The following is a 15,943-nucleotide window of genomic DNA, read 5'->3' as shown; positions in this document are numbered from 1 at the left end:
CACCGCACTTTATTTTATGCAAAAAGAGCGATAGGCAGCCCCATCGCTCGTCATATTAATTATACATCATAAGTGGTTGATGCAGTGTTACCGCCGCGTCCTGTCCAGTTTGTATGGAAGAACTCACCGCGTGGTTTGTCTTTGCGTTCATAAGTGTGTGCACCGAAGTAATCACGCTGTGCTTGTAGCAAGTTGGCTGGTAAGTCAGCGGAAGTGTAACCATCTAAGAAAGTGATTGCAGATGCCATACAAGGCATTGGGATACCCACTTCGATAGATTTTGCGACCACTTTACGCCAGTCGCCTAAAGCATTTTCTAAGATGTTTTTGAAGTATGGATCTGAGCCTAAGAAAATCAGATCTGTGTTGGCTTCATAGGCATCACGAATATTACCTAAGAAACGGCTACGAATGATACAACCTTCACGCCATAATAAGGCCGTTGCGCCGTAGTTAATGTTCCAACCGAAGTTTTCTGAGGCCTCACGGATCAGCATAAAGCCTTGTGCGTATGAAATAATTTTTGATGCAAGCAGGGCTTTGCGTACCGCTTCGATCCAAACTTGTTTATCGCCTTCCACTGGTTGAATGGTTTTGTGGAATAATTTTGCTGCGGCAACACGTTGATCTTTAAATGAAGACACGCAACGGGCAAACACAGATTCGGTGATTAAGGTTAATGGAATACCAAAATCAAGAGCGTTGATCCCCGTCCATTTACCTGTGCCTTTTTGTCCTGCGGTGTCTAAGATTTTTTCTACTAATGGCTCGCCATCGGCATCTTTATAACCAAGAATATCGGTGGTGATGTCGATTAAATAGCTATCCAGCTCGGTTTTTTTCCATTCAGCGAAGATTTTTTGCATTTCGTCATAGCTTAAGCCTAAGCCGTCTTTTAAGAATTGATAGGCTTCGCAGATAAGTTGCATATCGCCGTATTCAATGCCGTTATGCACCATTTTCACGAAATGGCCCGCACCTTCTTGACCAACCCAATCACAGCAAGGTTCGCCTTTGTCTGTTTTGGCAGAGATCGCTTGTAGGATAGGTTTTACATAAGGCCAAGCTTCTGCGTTACCGCCTGGCATAATAGAAGGCCCGTGGCGCGCGCCTTCTTCACCGCCAGATACGCCAGCACCCACAAAGCGAATGCCTTTTTCCGCTAATTCTTCCACGCGACGGTTGGTGTCTGGATAGTTTGAGTTGCCGCCATCAATGATGATGTCGCCCTCTTCTAAATAAGGCAGTAAGGCGTTGATGAATTGATCCACCACTTCGCCCGCGCGCACCATTAGCATAACTTTGCGAGGTTTTTCTAATTTGTTTGCCAGATCTTCTAAGGAATAAGCACCGATAATATTTGTGCCTTTCGCTGGCCCTTCTAAGAACTCGTCCACTTTTGATGTGGTACGGTTATACGCCACCACTTTAAAGCCGTGGTCGTTCATATTTAAAATTAAGTTTTGTCCCATTACCGCTAAACCGATAACGCCGATATCGCCTTTTTGACTCATAACTTTACTTTCTCCTGTTTCGTTATAATCTGTTGCTTTGCCTTTTTAGGCTAGGTTGATGAAATCTGTTGTTGAATCACAACAGATTTCTGCAAAATAATTTGCTGAAATTCTGCTGATGTTGCCGCCCAATCCACAATATCCACTTGCCAAGGTAAATCACTTTCTGAAAACGCATTTTCGACTTCGCATAGCGTTCTTAAAGAAAGGGGCTGTGTTGTCATTACCACCAAATCAAGATCTGAAAAAGGGCGAGCCGTGCCTTTTACTCTTGAGCCAAAAGCACGCACTTCATATTCACCCAAATAAGTGCGGAGGATTTTTTCCACAATTTCAAGATGTTGGGGTTGAATATCAATCATCGTTATTACGCTGTTGTAATTGGCTAAGCAAGTTTCTGGCAGAAGCTAGAAAGCCGATCATTTGCTCATAAATTTCCTGAGCCTTATTTTGATCATAAGTGTGCGAGGTGATGTTTCGCATTTTACGATAGAGCAGCCAATCTTCCACTTGCTCAATCAAGCCTGCTTTGGCACTCAAACGCAAAATATCACGGAAATCTGCACTGTCAATTTCATCGGGAGCTTCGGCAATCAGCTTTAATTGGCGTTTCATCATCTTAATGCTTAGCTCATAAACAAATTCAAATTTTTGAATACAGCCCGCGATAAGGGTGTCTTGCACAATGTTTTCTTGTGCTGCGAACCATTGTTTATCCGCCAGTTTGGCTAAGGTCATTTCAAGTGAGTGAAACGCTTTTTCTAACGCTGAGAGATCAAGTTGCTCCATTTGTTTTCCCAATAAAAATTTCCTAAAAAATCACCGCACTTTATATCTTACAACAACTTCGCAGCGTCTTTATCCAAATACCATTCCGTTACGCCATTTTTTGCTTTGATTTTCGCCGCGGGGTAAGGCAGATTTTCCGCAGGGGTACTTTGGATTTCTTTTAAAATTTCCGCTTTTGCCGCACCGGTTACCAAATAGGTAATGCGTTTAGCTTGCTCAAGTAATTTAGCCGTTTTGGAAATTCGCACTTGTCCTGTTTCTGGGTGTTTGGCAATCACCGCTAAATTCTCGTCATCAAAATTGGTTTGATGTGGGAATAATGAGGCGGTATGCCCGTCTGCCCCCATTCCTAAAATAATCCAATCAAACTCGCCGTTCGGCACGACTTCTGCCAGTTCATTTTGGAAGCGCACGAGTTCCTGCTCCACAGGGGCTTCCCCACGAATGCGGTGAATGTTTTCCGCAGGAATAGCAATATGATCGAACAATAACTTTTGCACTTCGCCATAGTTGCTTTCAGGCTCAGAGGGATCAACCATTCGATCATCGCCCCACCAAAAATGCAGGTTTTGCCATTGAATGGCTTGGTTGTATGGGGCTGCTGCCAAGGTTTTAAACAAGAGTTTTGGCGTGCTGCCGCCTGAAAGGGAAATATGCACGGGGCGACCCTCAAGGCTGTATTGTTTAAGCTCGTCAGCGATTTTTTCTACCGCACATTGTGCATTGTCAAAAATAACGGTGTTCATTGTATTCTCCAAAATTTTCCCACTGCTCCCCGCCACGAAGAGCAATGGGAGTAATGATGAGAAACGGGGTTAAACTTTTTTCTTCATTAAACCGCTCGGTTTACGCCAAACTCGTCCTGTGCGGGCAATGAGTTTGTCTGCTTCTGTCGGCCCCCAAGTTCCCGCTTCGTATTCATAAATACGACCGCGTTCTGCTTTGTAATCTAAAATTGGCTGCACAAATTTCCAGCAGGCGTGTACGGTGTCCGTACGCGCAAAGAGGGTGGCATCACCTTTCATTGCGTCTAGCAACAAGCGATCGTACGCACTTAATAAACTTGGTTGAGCCAAATCTGCGTAGCGGAAATCCATTGACACTTCTTTGGCTTCAAAGCCTGCACCCGGTTTTTTCAAACCGAATCGCATTGAAATGCCCTCGTCAGGCTGAATGCGGATAATTAATTTATTTTCAGGTGCGTTTTGGCTAAACACCGGGTGTGGCGTGGTTTTGAAATGGATCACCACTTCCGTAACTCGTGCAGGCAAGCGTTTTCCGCTACGAACATAAAACGGCACACCTGCCCAACGCCAGTTGTCGATTTCGCAACGCAACGCCAAATAGGTTTCGGTGGTAGAATCAGGCGGCACGCCTTTTTCTTCAAGGTAGCCTTTCACTTCTTTGCCATCAATAAAACCACGGGTGTATTGACCTAGCACTAAGTTATTTTTCACATCTTCTTCGCTTAATGGGTGTAGGCAGTGCAACACTTTCGCCACTTCATCACGCATAGAATCCGCATTAATAATCGCAGGGGGTTCCATTGCAATCATCGCCAACACTTGCAAGAGGTGGTTTTGGAACATATCACGCATCGCACCAGAGCCATCATAATAGCCACCACGTTCTTCCACGCCGAGTTGCTCCGCCCCAGTGATTTCCACATAATCAATAAAATTGCGGTTCCATAACGGTTCAAACAAGCCATTAGAAAAACGCAATACGAGCAAATTTTGCACCGTTTCTTTGCCGAGATAATGGTCGATACGGTAAATTTGATGCTCTTCAAAGAAGCGGTGAATTTGAATATCTAAGGTTTTCGCGGTTTTGATGTCGTAACCAAATGGTTTTTCTACGATCAAACGTTTCCAGCCGTATTCTTCCGTATTCAGCCCGTGAGCGGCAAGGCATTCAGGGATCACGCCATATAAACTTGGCGGGGTGGACATATAATAAAGCGTGTTGCCAGCGGTTTGATATTTATCGTGTAATTCATCAAGGCGTGGCACGAGTTTGCCGTAGTCGGCAGCGTCAGAGGTGTTTAAGGCTTGATAGTAAAGATGGCTACAAAATTCATCAAGTTGCTCACCGCTTGCTTTTTCGCTTTTGACTAGTGCTTGACGCATTTTTTCGCGAAATTCTTCGTCTGTCATCACCGTTCTTGCCACCCCAAGCACGGAAAAATGTTGGTCTAAACGGCCTAATTTATACAAATTGTAAAGGGCGGGGATTAATTTGCGGTGCGTGAGATCGCCCGATGCCCCAAAAATCACGATACAATTTCGTTCTGCATTCAGATTATTCATAATGTTCCTACATCTGTTAAAAATTGTTGCTCAATAATATGCCTAAATAGGCGAAATTACCAATAGTTCTGATTAATTAAATTGAAAGACATCGTGCCAGTTTCGCTGACGATTTGCCACCATCACGAAATCAGGATTGACTAAGGTTTCCCGCTGATTATAAGTGAGTGGCTGGAAATGGCGATCAAAAATACCACCGCCCATTTCCGCTAAAATAATTTCTGCCGCTGCCGTATCCCACTCGCCTGTTTCGCCTAACCGAACGTAACAATCCGCCGATCCCTCCGCCACTAACGCACTTTTAATCCCGCTTGAGCCGATGATATGGAAATCATAAGAAAAAACAGGGTTCAAAACAGACCGTACTTTCTTCGCAGCCGAGTGTGAACCAACAGCAATGCGGATCGGCTGTGTAAAATCAAGGGCTTGCGGTAAAAGTGCGGTGGTTTTATGCGAGGTTTTTTTATACGCTCCGCCACCTTGCGTCGCGTAATACGTGCTTTGCGATTGCGGGGAATGAATCACCCCAAGCACAGGGCGGTTGTGATGCACCAAGGCAATCAACACCGAAAAATTGTCCGTGCGATTAAGAAATTGCTGCGTGCCGTCCAACGGATCAACCAGCCAATAAGTCTGCCATTGTTGACGTTCAGCAAAAGTCATCTTGCAACTTTCTTCTGACAACACGGGAAGCCGAGGGGTAAGTGTGGTCAGTTTTTCGATCAAAAATTGGCTCACAAACAAATCTGCTTCCGTTACGGGCGTATTGTCCGCCTTGAGTTCCGACTGAAGATTTTTGCTATAAAAATGATTGAGGTGATCGCCTGCCTGTTCGGCAAGCATTAATACCGATTGCAACAAAGAAGAATGAAGTAACACAACAGCGACCTAAACAATGAAACCATAGGGAGAGTATAACAAAGGGGCTAGCAAAGGGCAAAAGTGGGGGAGGGCAGTCTATAGTGGCTTGACCTTATGATGGCGGCGTATGTGATACGCCCCAGCAGTTGGTTGAATAATTCTTGTTTTATAAAAATAAAAAAAATAGTGCGGTGCTTTTTAACGCTATTTTTTCTTAATTTTCTCAATACAAAAATAACGGTAAAAAACACCGCACTTTCGTTTTACTTTCAACATTCAAAGTGCGGTGGGATTTTTATGTATTTTTCGCACGTAGGACGCGCAGGGCGTAGATGATCACGCCGAGAATGAAAACGGCTAATCCGAGCCATTCTGCGGTGCTGTCCCAGTTTTCTAATGAAAGTGCAAGCGGTGCATCTGAACCGCCAGAAGTAACAGAAGCGGCGATGATAAAGGCGAGAATCACGCCAATTAAGCTTTCCCCCACAATCAAACCTGCGGCGAATAAGGTGCCGTAGCGTTCTGCTTTTTTCTTCACATCATTAAGATTTTTACCGTTGCGTTGTGCATAAGCCATTAAGTGTCGGTTGATAAACCAAGCTAGCACCGCACCAATGACGATAGGCATATTTACAACTGGAGGTAAATAAATCCCCATTCCTACAGCGAGGGCAGGCAGGGCAAAGCGATTTTGGCTGGCTTTTTTCAATAGCGTATCAATGATGATGAGGGCTAAGCCTAATCCGATCCCCATAAAGATATAACGCCATTCTAAATTGCTCGAGAAAATGCCCGTTGCGATGGTAGTCATTAAAGTGGCTTGTGGGGCGGAAAGGGCTTGGCTTGGATCCATATCCGCACGTGGTAATGCCCCTGTGAAGCCGTAGGCGTGGTAGAGAATTTCTAGCACGGGGGCGATGACGAACGCACCTACCACACAGCCGATAATTAATGCCACTTGTTGACGCCAAGGGGTGGCTTGCACCAACAACCCAGTTTTGAGATCTTGCAGGTTGTCGTTAGAAATCGCCGCAGTGGTGATGACGATTGAGCCAGTAAAAATGGTCAATGCAGTGAGAAATTTCATTCCCTCTGGCGAGTCGATTAAGCCCGTCATTTTACCGAGTAAGAATAAGGTGAGGGAAGTGATGACCACGGAAATAATCCCAATACCTGAGATTGGGCTAGATGATGATCCCACAAGCCCTGCCATATAACCACAGGCTGCGGCAACGAAAAAGCCGATAAACACCGCTAAGAAGGTACACACAATAACAAATAATAAGGCATATTCTGTGGCAATCGGTGCTTGTGCAATGAAGTGGTGAAGTGCCACCATAATCAAGGCGATTGCGGCGATTGTAATATAAATCATTGATTTAGGGGATAAATCAAGTTGTGTGCGATCATTGGTTTGTGCGGAAGGATCTTTTAACGCACGGAAAGATTGTGCCATTCCTTGGATCATCGGTTTCATTAACACCAGCAATGTCCAAATTGCCGCAATGCCGATGGTTCCCACACCTATAAAACGCACTTTGCTTTTCCAAATACCCATCGCATAGCCCACCATATCCGCGTCCACAGGCATTGATGAGGTGCTGGTGAAATAAGGTACAGCAACGCCCCAAGTGAGGAAAATTCCCACTAAAATGGCGATACCGCCCACAATTCCTACTAAATAACCAGCACCTAATAAGGCGAGGGAGAAGCCCATAGGCACTTGGAAAACGGCATTTCCCCCTTTAAACCACAGACTTGCACCATCGGCAATCAAGCGTAATCCATTGGTAGCAAAGCTCACCACGGCGGCAATTACACCACCTGCTGCGATCTCTTTAATGCCGCTATCGCCTTTTCCTTCTTCGTGGTTGCCCGCTTTGAGAATTTCTGCAGCGGCAACGCCTTCTGGATAAGGTAAATCACTTTTCGCCACCATCACTTGGCGTAATGGCACGGTGAAAATCACCCCTAAAATCCCCCCAGCAGCACAAATTAATAAGGTTTGCCAGAAAGGGAAATCTTGCCAATATCCCATCATCAACAATCCTGGGATGACGAAAATCACTGAAGAAAGCGTACCTGCAGCTGAGGCTTGGGTTTGTACCATATTATTTTCTAAGATATTTGAACCTGAAAACATTTTCAGCACCGCCATTGATATTACTGCGGCAGGGATTGATGAGGCGAACGTCAGCCCCACTTTTAGCCCAAGATAAACATTTGATGCGGTGAAAATCACCGTAATTAACGCCCCTAAGAACATTCCGCGAAAGGTTAGCTCTTTTAAACTGGGCGAATTTGGCATTGGTGTTTGCATAATTTTCCTCAATTTAGTTATGAAAATGTTTTATTCTATCTGAATTTTATTAGTTCGGATCAAATTTTTGTCTAAATCTTGTCTTATGGCATAAAATACGGAAAAAACACCGCACTTTAAAAATAAGGGGAAAAGCAAAATGGCAAAAAATTCTGCAAAGCAACGGGATAATCAAGAAGATAACGAGGTTCGTTTAGACAAATGGCTGTGGGCGGCACGTTTTTATAAAACTCGCACCATTGCGAAAGAAATGATTGACGGCGGTAAGGTGCATTATAACAATCAGCGTACCAAGCCGAATAAAACCGTGGAAGTGGGGGCATTGATTAAATTACGCCAAGGCAATGAGGAAAAAGAAGTGCAAGTGCTTGCCCTTTCCAACCAACGCCGAGGCGCACCAGAAGCGCAACTGTTGTATCAAGAAACGGCGCAAAGTGTGGAGAAACGAGAAAAGTTAGCACTGGCGCGTAAAAACAATGCCCTTTCAATGCCAAATCCTGAACGCCGTCCAAATAAAAAAGAGCGGCGAGATTTGCTTAAGTTTAGGGGCTGTCCTAGATAACAACTAAAAAATCTATTTAGGTTAGAATGAACCAATGAGAAAAAGTCGTCTAAGTCAGCACAAACAAAATAAACTCATTGAGCTATTTGTTGCAGGTGTTACTGCAAGGACAGCAGCAGAGTTAGTCAATGTAAACAAAACGACTGCCGCATATTACTTTCATCGTTTACGCCAACTCATCTATCAAAACAGCCTTCACTTAGAGATGTTTGAAGGTGAAATTGAAGCCGATGAAAGTTATTTTGGCGGTGCTCGCAAAGGCAAACGTGGTCGTGGTGCGGCAGGGAAAATTGCGGTATTCGGGCTTCTCAAGCGCAATGGCAAGGTTTATACCGTTGCGGTTCCAAATACGCAATCTGCCACCTTGTTACCCATTATTCGGGAGCAGGTAAAGCCTGATAGTATTGTTTACACCGATAATTATCGTAGTTATGACGTGCTTGATGTGAGTGAATTTAGTCATTTTCGTATCAATCACAGCACACATTTTGCTGAAAATCATAACCACATTAACGGAATTGAGAATTTTTGAAGCCAAGCAAAACGCCATTTACGCAAATTTAATGGTATCCCAAAAGCGCATTTTGAGCTTTATTTAAAGGAATGTGAATGGCGTTTTAATTACAGCAACATAAAAAGTCAAATTTCTATTTTAAAACAATTGGTTAAAGGGAGTTTAGTCTAGTTATCTAGGACAGCCCCTAAGTTTAAATATCAGGATTGATCTTGTGATCGGCAAAATCGTCCCAATATTAAGCCCATTGCCAAGTTGAGTGTGAGCATCGTGGGGAGCATATTCCTAAAGGTGAAATCTATTCTTTTCTTAATGCACTCAGCAAATGGTACAACCTAAAGATTTATTGAGGACAAAATGACATATCAAGCAGACAACGACAAACTTTACCGTTATCTATTTAAAAACCGTGCTGTACGCGGTGAATGGGTACGCTTAAACCAAAGTTTTAAAGACACCTTAAACACTCATCATTATCCGAAAGTGGTGCAAAATTTATTGGGCGAAATGATGGTGGCGACCAGTCTTTTAACCGCAACGCTAAAATTTAACGGCAGCATTACCGTGCAAATTCAAGGGGACGGCCCGCTCTCTTTGGCTTTAGTGAATGGTTCAGACGATCAAAAAATGCGTGCGTTGGCACGTTTGCAAGGCGAAGTGCGTGATGAAATGAGCCTAAGCGAGCTTATCGGCAAAGGCGTGTTGGTCATCACCATTACACCTAATGAGGGTGAACGTTATCAAGGGGTTATCAGCCTTGACAAGCCGACAATCACGGAATGTTTAGAAGATTATTTTGTGCGTTCAGAGCAGTTGCAAACCCAGCTTATTATCCGTACTGGTGAATTTAATGGTGAGCCTGTAGCAGCGGGAATGTTATTGCAAGTGATGCCTGATGGCGTGGGCGAAGAGGGGGATTTTGAACACCTTGCTACCCTCACCGCTACCGTGAAAGACGAGGAAATTTTCGGGCTAACTGCGGAAGAAATGCTTTATCGTTTATATCACGAAGAAACCGTAGAAATTTACCCTGCTCAGCAAGTTAGCTTTTTCTGTGGCTGCTCACCAGAGCGTTCGGGCGGGGCATTATTGCTCTTGCCAGAGGCAGAAATTGACGAAATCCTCGCTGAACACAACGGCAGCATTGATATGCAATGCGAATGTTGTGGAACGCATTATTTCTTTAATAAAGAAGCCATTGAAAAATTGCGAAATGTAGCGGAATAAGACGGTGGAATAAGGAAAAAAGCACGAATTGGGTTCGTGCTTTTTCTTTTTTACAAACAAACATCACCGCGGATAATAATCCTTGAGGGCTTTTCATTTGATGACAGCGTTCGCATTGCAAGCTGGATTGCCTGATAGGCGATTTCATAGAGATTGTGCGAAATGCAAGGAATATGAAAACCAAAGACTTCCGCGTAAGGCACATTATCAATGCTAAAAAGATCGAAATCTTTTTTGAAAACTAATTGTTTTTCAATACAGGCTTTTAAGATCCCGAGTGAAATTTGGTTGTTTAAGCCTAAAAAAGCTAAAGGGCGGTGGTTTTTTTCTAAATAATTTTTGGCGACGGTATAGGCTTCGTCCATAAAAAAATCGGCGTGCGACAGGCTTAATTTTTTATCGGCGGATAAGGTGGAGATGAAGCCCGAAATTCGCTCCGAAGACACTCTTGATGAGGCAGGCCCTGCAATGACGACAATATCCTCATAGGCACTTTGGTTAAAATAATTTGCGGCTTCTACACCACAATGGAGGTTGTCGATATAAATGCCGTTGTATTTTCCATCGCCAATTTCGCGATCTAATAGGATCACGGGAATATTGAGTTCGTCAAGTTGTTGCAAGTAGCTTGGCTGATAATGACGATCGGAGGAAATGGTTGATAAAATAATGGCATCTGCCCCATATTCGATCAATTTTTGGATCGATTGTTGCTCAATTTGAGCCGATTCATAGGAATCAAACATCAAAATATCATAGTTCAATTCTACGGAAATTTTCGTCATTAACTGGGCTAAACGACCAAAAAAGGGATTTTGCATATTGGGATTGATGATCCCAATGAGTTTATTGTGTTTACGCACATTGTTACTGTGCGGGGAAAAATACCCCATTTTTTGTGCAGCACTCAGGATTTTGTTTCTTGTTTCAGGTTTTACTTTGCTTGGATTAGACAAGGTGCGTGAAACCGTGATCTTGCTTACCCCGCAAGCCAAGGCGATATGCTCTAATTTAACCTTTTTATGATTTGTTGCCATTAACTTATTCTAATAACCTCTGGATCGGTGAAAATATCAAATTCATCACGGCTTTCACTTGAATATTCCGCAATAATTGCACCTTGATCACCCGCTTGAAACCAATGTTTGGTATTCGGTGGAATGGTGAATTGATCGCCTGCTTTTAAGATTAAGCCTTGCTTTGCAGTGTACCATTTTTTTCGATGTTCTGGCGGCAAAATTTGTTTGCAAAGTGCGGTCAGATTTTGAGGCATATTTTGTTGAGCTTCGACGAATAAATACACTTCACCGAATAAACAACGGAATGTTTCTTGCTTACCGATGCTGCCTTCAAAAGGCGGGTGGCGGTGTTCAGGGCAGTTTTGCTGAGGGAAAAGCACCAATAATTTAGCACAATAACGCACGTTATTGACTAAGGTGATAAGCTGTAAGCCAATTTTCTCCCACTCATTCAAAGCAAAATCGGTAACCTCAACATTTGCCCTATCCTTTTCTGATAACGCAATATGTTGTGCTTGTAAAAATGCAATGGTGCGTTCTTGTGCTTTTTGTTTTTCATATTGATTCATCATTTTCTCCCTCGCGGTGCGTTGCTGATCTCATTGTTACTATAGCGAATTTCTGCCAAAAATTTTTTGTGAATGTTTAGATTTGTGAGATCGATCACGTACAAAATCATTTTTATGATATATCATTTCATTAAATGATAATAAATTATCATAAAAAGATAATCTTTATGTCATCTTTTCCTTAACCCAACCTTAATCAATCTTAAAAAGGAGCATAGAAATGAAAGCACTCTACTTAGATAACGGCAAATTAGCTATTCGTGATAAAAATGATGATCTTGTTTTAGGTGATGATGATGTGGAAATCAAGATCCATACGGTGGGGATTTGTGGGAGTGATGTACATTATTACCAGCACGGTCGCATCGGGCCTTTTGTGGTGAAAGCATCAATGGTGCTAGGACATGAAGCGTCAGGCATTGTTACGGCGATAGGAAAAAACGTTCGTCATTTACGCATTGGCGATCGCGTTTGTATGGAACTGGGCATTCCGAATTTGGCTTCTCATCAATCCCGTTCGGGGTTTTATAACTTAGATCCTGAAGTACGTTTTTGGGCGACACCGCCAGTTGATGGTTGCCTTTGTGAAAAAGTGATCCACCCCGCTGCCTTTACGTTCAAGCTGCCTGATAACGTGAGTTTCCGCGAGGGGGCGATGGTTGAGCCACTGGCGATTGGAATGCAATCTGCCACGAAAGCAGGCATTAAACCAGGGGATATTGCCTTAGTGATCGGGGCTGGAACGATCGGCGTGCTGACCGCATTATCTGCCTTAGCGGGGGGCTGTGCTGAAGTCATTATTTGTGATGTGGTTGATGAAAAACTTCAAGTTGCCAAACATTATCAAAGGCTGCACCCAGTGAATAGCCGAACAGGGGATTTACTGGTGAAAGTGAATGAGCTAACCAATGAAATGGGGGTTGATGTGTTGTTTGAATGTAGTGGTGCGGCAGCAGCGATTGCGGAATTAACACAGTATATGGCACCAGGTGCAACAGCGGTTTTGGTAGGAATGCCAATTACCCCTGCCCCAATAGACATTGTTTCCGCTCAAGCGAAAGAGATCACGTTTAAAACGATTTTCCGCTACGTCAATATGTATCCCCGTACTATTCGGCTTCTTGCTTCGGGAAAATTGGATCTCACGCCGTTGATCTCCGCAGTGTATAAATTCCCTCAATCCATTGAAGCCTTTGAGCGAGCAGCGTCGGCGAATCCAAATGACATCAAATTAATGATCGAAATGGAGTAACACAATGGCAATTTACGCAGGCATTGATTGTGGAACACAAAGCACGAAAGTGCTGCTCATTGATACGGAGAAAGGTTGCATTTTGGCAGAAGGAAATGCACCGCATCATCTCATCAGTGAAGCAACAGGTAAGCGAGAGCAACAGCCGCAATGGTGGATTGATGCCTTAGTCATCGCATTCAAGCAAGCGATAGCAAAGTGCGGTATTAATTCACAGCAAATTTCGGGTATGAGTGTTTCTGGGCAACAGCACGGCTTCGTGCCGTTGGATAGGGCGGGTAAGGGGCTACACCCCGCAAAACTTTGGTGTGATACGGAAACTGTGCAAGAAAATCAAGAACTCGTGCGGCAGCTTGGCGGCGAAAAGGCTTGCTTGGAGGCGATTGGCTTGAATTTGGCAACGGGTTACATGGCATCAAAAATTTTGTGGTTTAAAAAATACTATCCTGAGTTATATCAACAACTTGCCTGCGTATTATTACCACACAACTATATTAATTATTGGCTTACAGGCATTCAAAAAATGGAGTTCGGCGATGCCTCGGGAACGGGATTATTCGATATTGTTGAACGCCGTTGGAATACGCAGATCCTTAATCGGATTGATGACTCGGGGATTTTGCAACGGGCTTTACCGCCACTCAGTGAAAACACGCCTATTTTAGGCGTAGTTACCCCCGAAGTGGCGAAATTGCTTGATTTATCCCCCTCGACATTTGTCGCTAATGGCAGTGGGGACAATATGATGAGTGCGATCGGCACAGGCAATATTCAAGCGGGCATTATTACAATGAGTTTAGGCACATCGGGAACACTTTTTGCTTATTCGGACACGCCAATTCGCCCCGCATCAAAACTCATTGCCAATTTCTGTTCAGCAAATGGCGGGTGGCTGCCGTTGATTTGTACGATGAATATCACCTCTGCCACAAGCCATATTCAAAAGTGTTTGAAGCAAGATTTAACCTTGTTTAATCAGGCTTTAGCAAAAAGTGAGATCGGGGCGAATGGCATTGTGATTTTGCCTTTCTTCAACGGGGAACGCGTGCCAGATTTGCCCCAAGCGAAAGCCAGTATCCATAATTTAGATAGTTCAAATTTCACTGATGAAAATTTGTGCCGAGCGATTGTTGAAAGTGCAACCTATACATTGCGTTATGGCTTGGATTTATTCCGCCAAGCGGGGATACAGCCTCGTCAAATTCGCCTGATCGGTGGGGGAGCGAAAAGCCATCATTGGCGGCAGATTGTGGCTGATGTAACAAATTGCGAGGTGATTACCTTAAAACATCAAGAAGCTGCTGCATTAGGGGCCGCAATTCAAGCGGCTTGGGCGGAGCGGGCAACACAGCTATCTAAAGCAGAGGCGGACGCAGCTCTTCGCTCATTGTGTGAGCAATTTGTTGTGCTTGAAGAAGAAAATACGCATTTCCCACAGCCTGAAAATGTGCGGCACTATGCCAAGTTCTATCAAGATTACCTTGATGTGTTAAATAAAATGTATGCGGAGGCTTGATGATGGCAGAGCAAAATCTTTTAGAAGTCAAAGGGTTAAAAAAAGCGTTTGGTGATGTCATCGCCTTAAAAGACGCGAGGTTTACACTGAAAAAGGGCTCAATTCACGCCCTATGCGGTGGCAATGGGGCGGGGAAATCCACTTTTCTCAGCTTGCTAATGGGATTTATCCAGCCTGATGAAGGAGAGATTTTAATTAAAGGCAAGGCTTTTCATTTCTCTCACCCGAAACAAGCGATCGACGCGGGCATTGCGATTGTGCAACAAGAATTAAGTGTGATCCCCGATCTTTCCGTCGCGGAAAATATTTATTTAGGCAGTGAACCAAGAAAAATGGGCTTTATTGATTTCAAAACCTTGCATAAAAAGACCCGCACTTTATTAGACAGCCTTGGCTTTACGGATATTTCTGAAAGCGAAAAAATGCGAAATCTCAGCGTTGCCGAACAGCAATTGGTGGAAATTGCGAAAGCGTTATCTCACGCCAATGCGGAAATTATTATTTTAGATGAACCGACTTCCGCGATCAGCGAAGAAGATACGCAAAAACTTTTTTCGGCAATTCGTCATTTAACCCATCAAGGAAAAGGCATTATTTATGTTTCGCATCGTTTATCTGAAATTTTAACCATTGCGGATAGTTACACCATATTTAGAGATGGTTGTTATATCACGCAAGGAAAAATCGCAGAAATAACAAGAGAAATGTTAATTAAACATATTATCGGCTCAGAATTAAACGAGGAATTTGCGAAATATAATCAACCAGAGAAAAGCCTTTTATTTGAAGCGAAAAATATTTGTTGGAAGGATAAATTACATAATATCAGCTTCCAATTACATAAAGGTGAAATTCTCGGAATTTATGGTTTGGTGGATTCGGGGAGGAGTGAATTGTTTGATTTAATTTTTGGTATCCATTACCCCGACGAGGGGGAATTTTATTTACACCAGCATTTATTATCGAACCATTCACCAAAGCAAGCGATCGAAGCAGGTATTGCCTATGTTACGGAAGATCGGCGTGATACGGGGCTGATTCTTTGTCGTTCAATTAATGAGAATATCAATATTACCCATTGGTCAGCCTTAACGAAATATGCCTTTATTAAAGAGCGGTTAGGAAATGCCAGTGCAGAGGAAATGATAAAAAAATTTAATATTAAAACGTCTAACGCACAGCAAAAAGTCATTAATTTAAGTGGAGGTAATCAACAAAAAGTGATTTTAGGCAAATGGGCATTAACCAATCCAGATTTAATGTTATTAGATGAACCCACAAGAGGGATTGATATTGGTGCGAAAAAAGAAATTTATCATTTTATGTCGCAATTTGCTCAGCAAGGAAAAGGCATTTTGCTGGTTTCTTCAGAACTTTCCGAAATTATTAGAATGAGCGACAGAATATTAGTTTTCAAAGAGGGAAAAATCAATGGCATTTTAACCCGAAATGAATTTTCGCAGACGAAATTAATGCAATTAGCTTCATAAT

14 protein-coding genes and 1 pseudogene are annotated in these 15,943 nt (G+C 43.3%); 6 read left to right on the top strand and 9 right to left on the bottom strand.

Annotation, left to right across the window (positions count from 1 at the left end):
- Positions 1-59: 59 nt before the first annotated feature.
- The 7 genes from gnd to DXZ23_RS13015 all read right to left on the bottom strand — a co-directional run bounded on the left by gnd (position 60) and on the right by DXZ23_RS13015 (position 7,793).
- Positions 60-1,514: a decarboxylating NADP(+)-dependent phosphogluconate dehydrogenase gene (gene gnd / locus DXZ23_RS13045; RefSeq protein WP_021723867.1), complete on the bottom strand. Its 1,455-nt coding sequence runs from the start codon at positions 1,512-1,514 to the stop codon at positions 60-62.
- Between the two features lie 50 nt (positions 1,515-1,564).
- The gene (locus DXZ23_RS13040) at positions 1,565-1,876 is read right to left on the bottom strand and encodes a nucleotidyltransferase family protein (RefSeq protein WP_017805205.1); all 312 of its coding nucleotides are present in this window, start codon (positions 1,874-1,876) and stop codon (positions 1,565-1,567) included.
- Positions 1,869-2,303, bottom strand: coding sequence for a nucleotidyltransferase substrate binding protein (locus DXZ23_RS13035; protein WP_021723865.1), 435 nt, complete (start codon positions 2,301-2,303; stop codon positions 1,869-1,871). Before DXZ23_RS13035 ends, DXZ23_RS13040 begins: the two co-directional genes overlap by 8 nt.
- A gap of 47 nt (positions 2,304-2,350) precedes the next feature.
- Entirely contained in the window at positions 2,351-3,049 is a 699-nt protein-coding gene (gene pgl / locus DXZ23_RS13030) for a 6-phosphogluconolactonase (protein WP_017805207.1), read from the bottom strand.
- 69 nt (positions 3,050-3,118) lie between these two features.
- Entirely contained in the window at positions 3,119-4,612 is a 1,494-nt protein-coding gene (gene zwf, locus DXZ23_RS13025) for a glucose-6-phosphate dehydrogenase (protein WP_017805208.1), read from the bottom strand.
- Positions 4,613-4,684: 72 nt separating this feature from the next.
- On the bottom strand, positions 4,685-5,491 hold the full coding sequence (cysQ, locus tag DXZ23_RS13020) for a 3'(2'),5'-bisphosphate nucleotidase CysQ (RefSeq protein ID WP_017805209.1): 807 nt from the start codon (positions 5,489-5,491) through the stop codon (positions 4,685-4,687).
- Between the two features lie 277 nt (positions 5,492-5,768).
- Positions 5,769-7,793 (bottom strand): OPT family oligopeptide transporter, encoded by a 2,025-nt coding sequence (locus DXZ23_RS13015; RefSeq protein ID WP_021723863.1) that lies wholly within the window; start codon positions 7,791-7,793, stop codon positions 5,769-5,771.
- Between the two features lie 139 nt (positions 7,794-7,932).
- On the opposite strand from DXZ23_RS13015, the gene hslR reads away from it, so the two are divergent.
- From hslR to hslO, 3 genes and pseudogenes are all read left to right on the top strand, one after another.
- The gene (gene hslR, locus DXZ23_RS13010) at positions 7,933-8,355 is read left to right on the top strand and encodes a ribosome-associated heat shock protein Hsp15 (protein WP_017805211.1); all 423 of its coding nucleotides are present in this window, start codon (positions 7,933-7,935) and stop codon (positions 8,353-8,355) included.
- Positions 8,356-8,389: 34 nt separating this feature from the next.
- Positions 8,390-9,040, top strand: a pseudogene (locus DXZ23_RS13005) (IS1595-like element ISHpa1 family transposase).
- A gap of 186 nt (positions 9,041-9,226) precedes the next feature.
- Entirely contained in the window at positions 9,227-10,096 is an 870-nt protein-coding gene (hslO, locus tag DXZ23_RS13000) for an Hsp33 family molecular chaperone HslO (protein WP_017805212.1), read from the top strand.
- Between the two features lie 50 nt (positions 10,097-10,146).
- Here the strand turns inward: hslO and DXZ23_RS12995 are convergent, their stop codons facing one another.
- Positions 10,147-11,133, bottom strand: a complete 987-nt coding sequence (locus DXZ23_RS12995) for a LacI family DNA-binding transcriptional regulator (RefSeq protein ID WP_017805213.1) — start codon at positions 11,131-11,133, stop codon at positions 10,147-10,149.
- Positions 11,133-11,687, bottom strand: a complete 555-nt coding sequence (locus tag DXZ23_RS12990; RefSeq protein WP_021723862.1) for a D-lyxose/D-mannose family sugar isomerase — start codon at positions 11,685-11,687, stop codon at positions 11,133-11,135. Before DXZ23_RS12990 ends, DXZ23_RS12995 begins: the two co-directional genes overlap by 1 nt.
- A 217-nt stretch (positions 11,688-11,904) precedes the next feature.
- Between DXZ23_RS12990 and DXZ23_RS12985 the strand changes: the two genes are divergently transcribed.
- From DXZ23_RS12985 to DXZ23_RS12975, 3 genes are read left to right on the top strand one after another with little or no spacing between them, the layout of a single operon-like run.
- Complete coding sequence (locus tag DXZ23_RS12985) at positions 11,905-12,936, top strand: NAD(P)-dependent alcohol dehydrogenase (protein ID WP_017805215.1); 1,032 nt, start codon at positions 11,905-11,907, stop codon at positions 12,934-12,936.
- A gap of 10 nt (positions 12,937-12,946) precedes the next feature.
- Complete coding sequence (gene xylB, locus DXZ23_RS12980) at positions 12,947-14,452, top strand: xylulokinase (RefSeq protein ID WP_207219577.1); 1,506 nt, start codon at positions 12,947-12,949, stop codon at positions 14,450-14,452.
- Positions 14,452-15,942, top strand: a complete 1,491-nt coding sequence (locus tag DXZ23_RS12975) for a sugar ABC transporter ATP-binding protein (RefSeq protein WP_017805217.1) — start codon at positions 14,452-14,454, stop codon at positions 15,940-15,942. The genes xylB and DXZ23_RS12975 overlap by 1 nt, the downstream gene beginning before the upstream one ends.
- Position 15,943: the final 1 nt, after the last annotated feature.

Source organism: Avibacterium paragallinarum (assembly GCF_900450705.1).
GTDB lineage: Bacteria > Pseudomonadota > Gammaproteobacteria > Enterobacterales > Pasteurellaceae > Avibacterium > Avibacterium paragallinarum.
Note: the sequence above shows the minus strand (reverse complement) of the source record. Positions and strands in the feature narration are given on the sequence as shown.

Bases quoted from the DNA above. Each gene is read 5' to 3' on its own strand.
- hslO (WP_017805212.1), top strand. From the start codon at position 9,227: ATGACATATCAAGCAGACAACGACAAACTTTACCGTTATCTATTTAAA.
- DXZ23_RS13015 (WP_021723863.1), bottom strand. From the start codon at position 7,793: ATGCAAACACCAATGCCAAATTCGCCCAGTTTAAAAGAGCTAACCTTT.
- gnd (WP_021723867.1), bottom strand. From the start codon at position 1,514: ATGAGTCAAAAAGGCGATATCGGCGTTATCGGTTTAGCGGTAATGGGA.
- pgl (WP_017805207.1), bottom strand. From the start codon at position 3,049: ATGAACACCGTTATTTTTGACAATGCACAATGTGCGGTAGAAAAAATC.
- zwf (WP_017805208.1), bottom strand. From the start codon at position 4,612: ATGAATAATCTGAATGCAGAACGAAATTGTATCGTGATTTTTGGGGCA.
- DXZ23_RS12990 (WP_021723862.1), bottom strand. From the start codon at position 11,687: ATGATGAATCAATATGAAAAACAAAAAGCACAAGAACGCACCATTGCA.
- DXZ23_RS12975 (WP_017805217.1), top strand. From the start codon at position 14,452: ATGATGGCAGAGCAAAATCTTTTAGAAGTCAAAGGGTTAAAAAAAGCG.
- DXZ23_RS12995 (WP_017805213.1), bottom strand. From the start codon at position 11,133: ATGGCAACAAATCATAAAAAGGTTAAATTAGAGCATATCGCCTTGGCT.
- DXZ23_RS13040 (WP_017805205.1), bottom strand. From the start codon at position 1,876: ATGATTGATATTCAACCCCAACATCTTGAAATTGTGGAAAAAATCCTC.
- DXZ23_RS13035 (WP_021723865.1), bottom strand. From the start codon at position 2,303: ATGGAGCAACTTGATCTCTCAGCGTTAGAAAAAGCGTTTCACTCACTT.
- DXZ23_RS12985 (WP_017805215.1), top strand. From the start codon at position 11,905: ATGAAAGCACTCTACTTAGATAACGGCAAATTAGCTATTCGTGATAAA.
- hslR (WP_017805211.1), top strand. From the start codon at position 7,933: ATGGCAAAAAATTCTGCAAAGCAACGGGATAATCAAGAAGATAACGAG.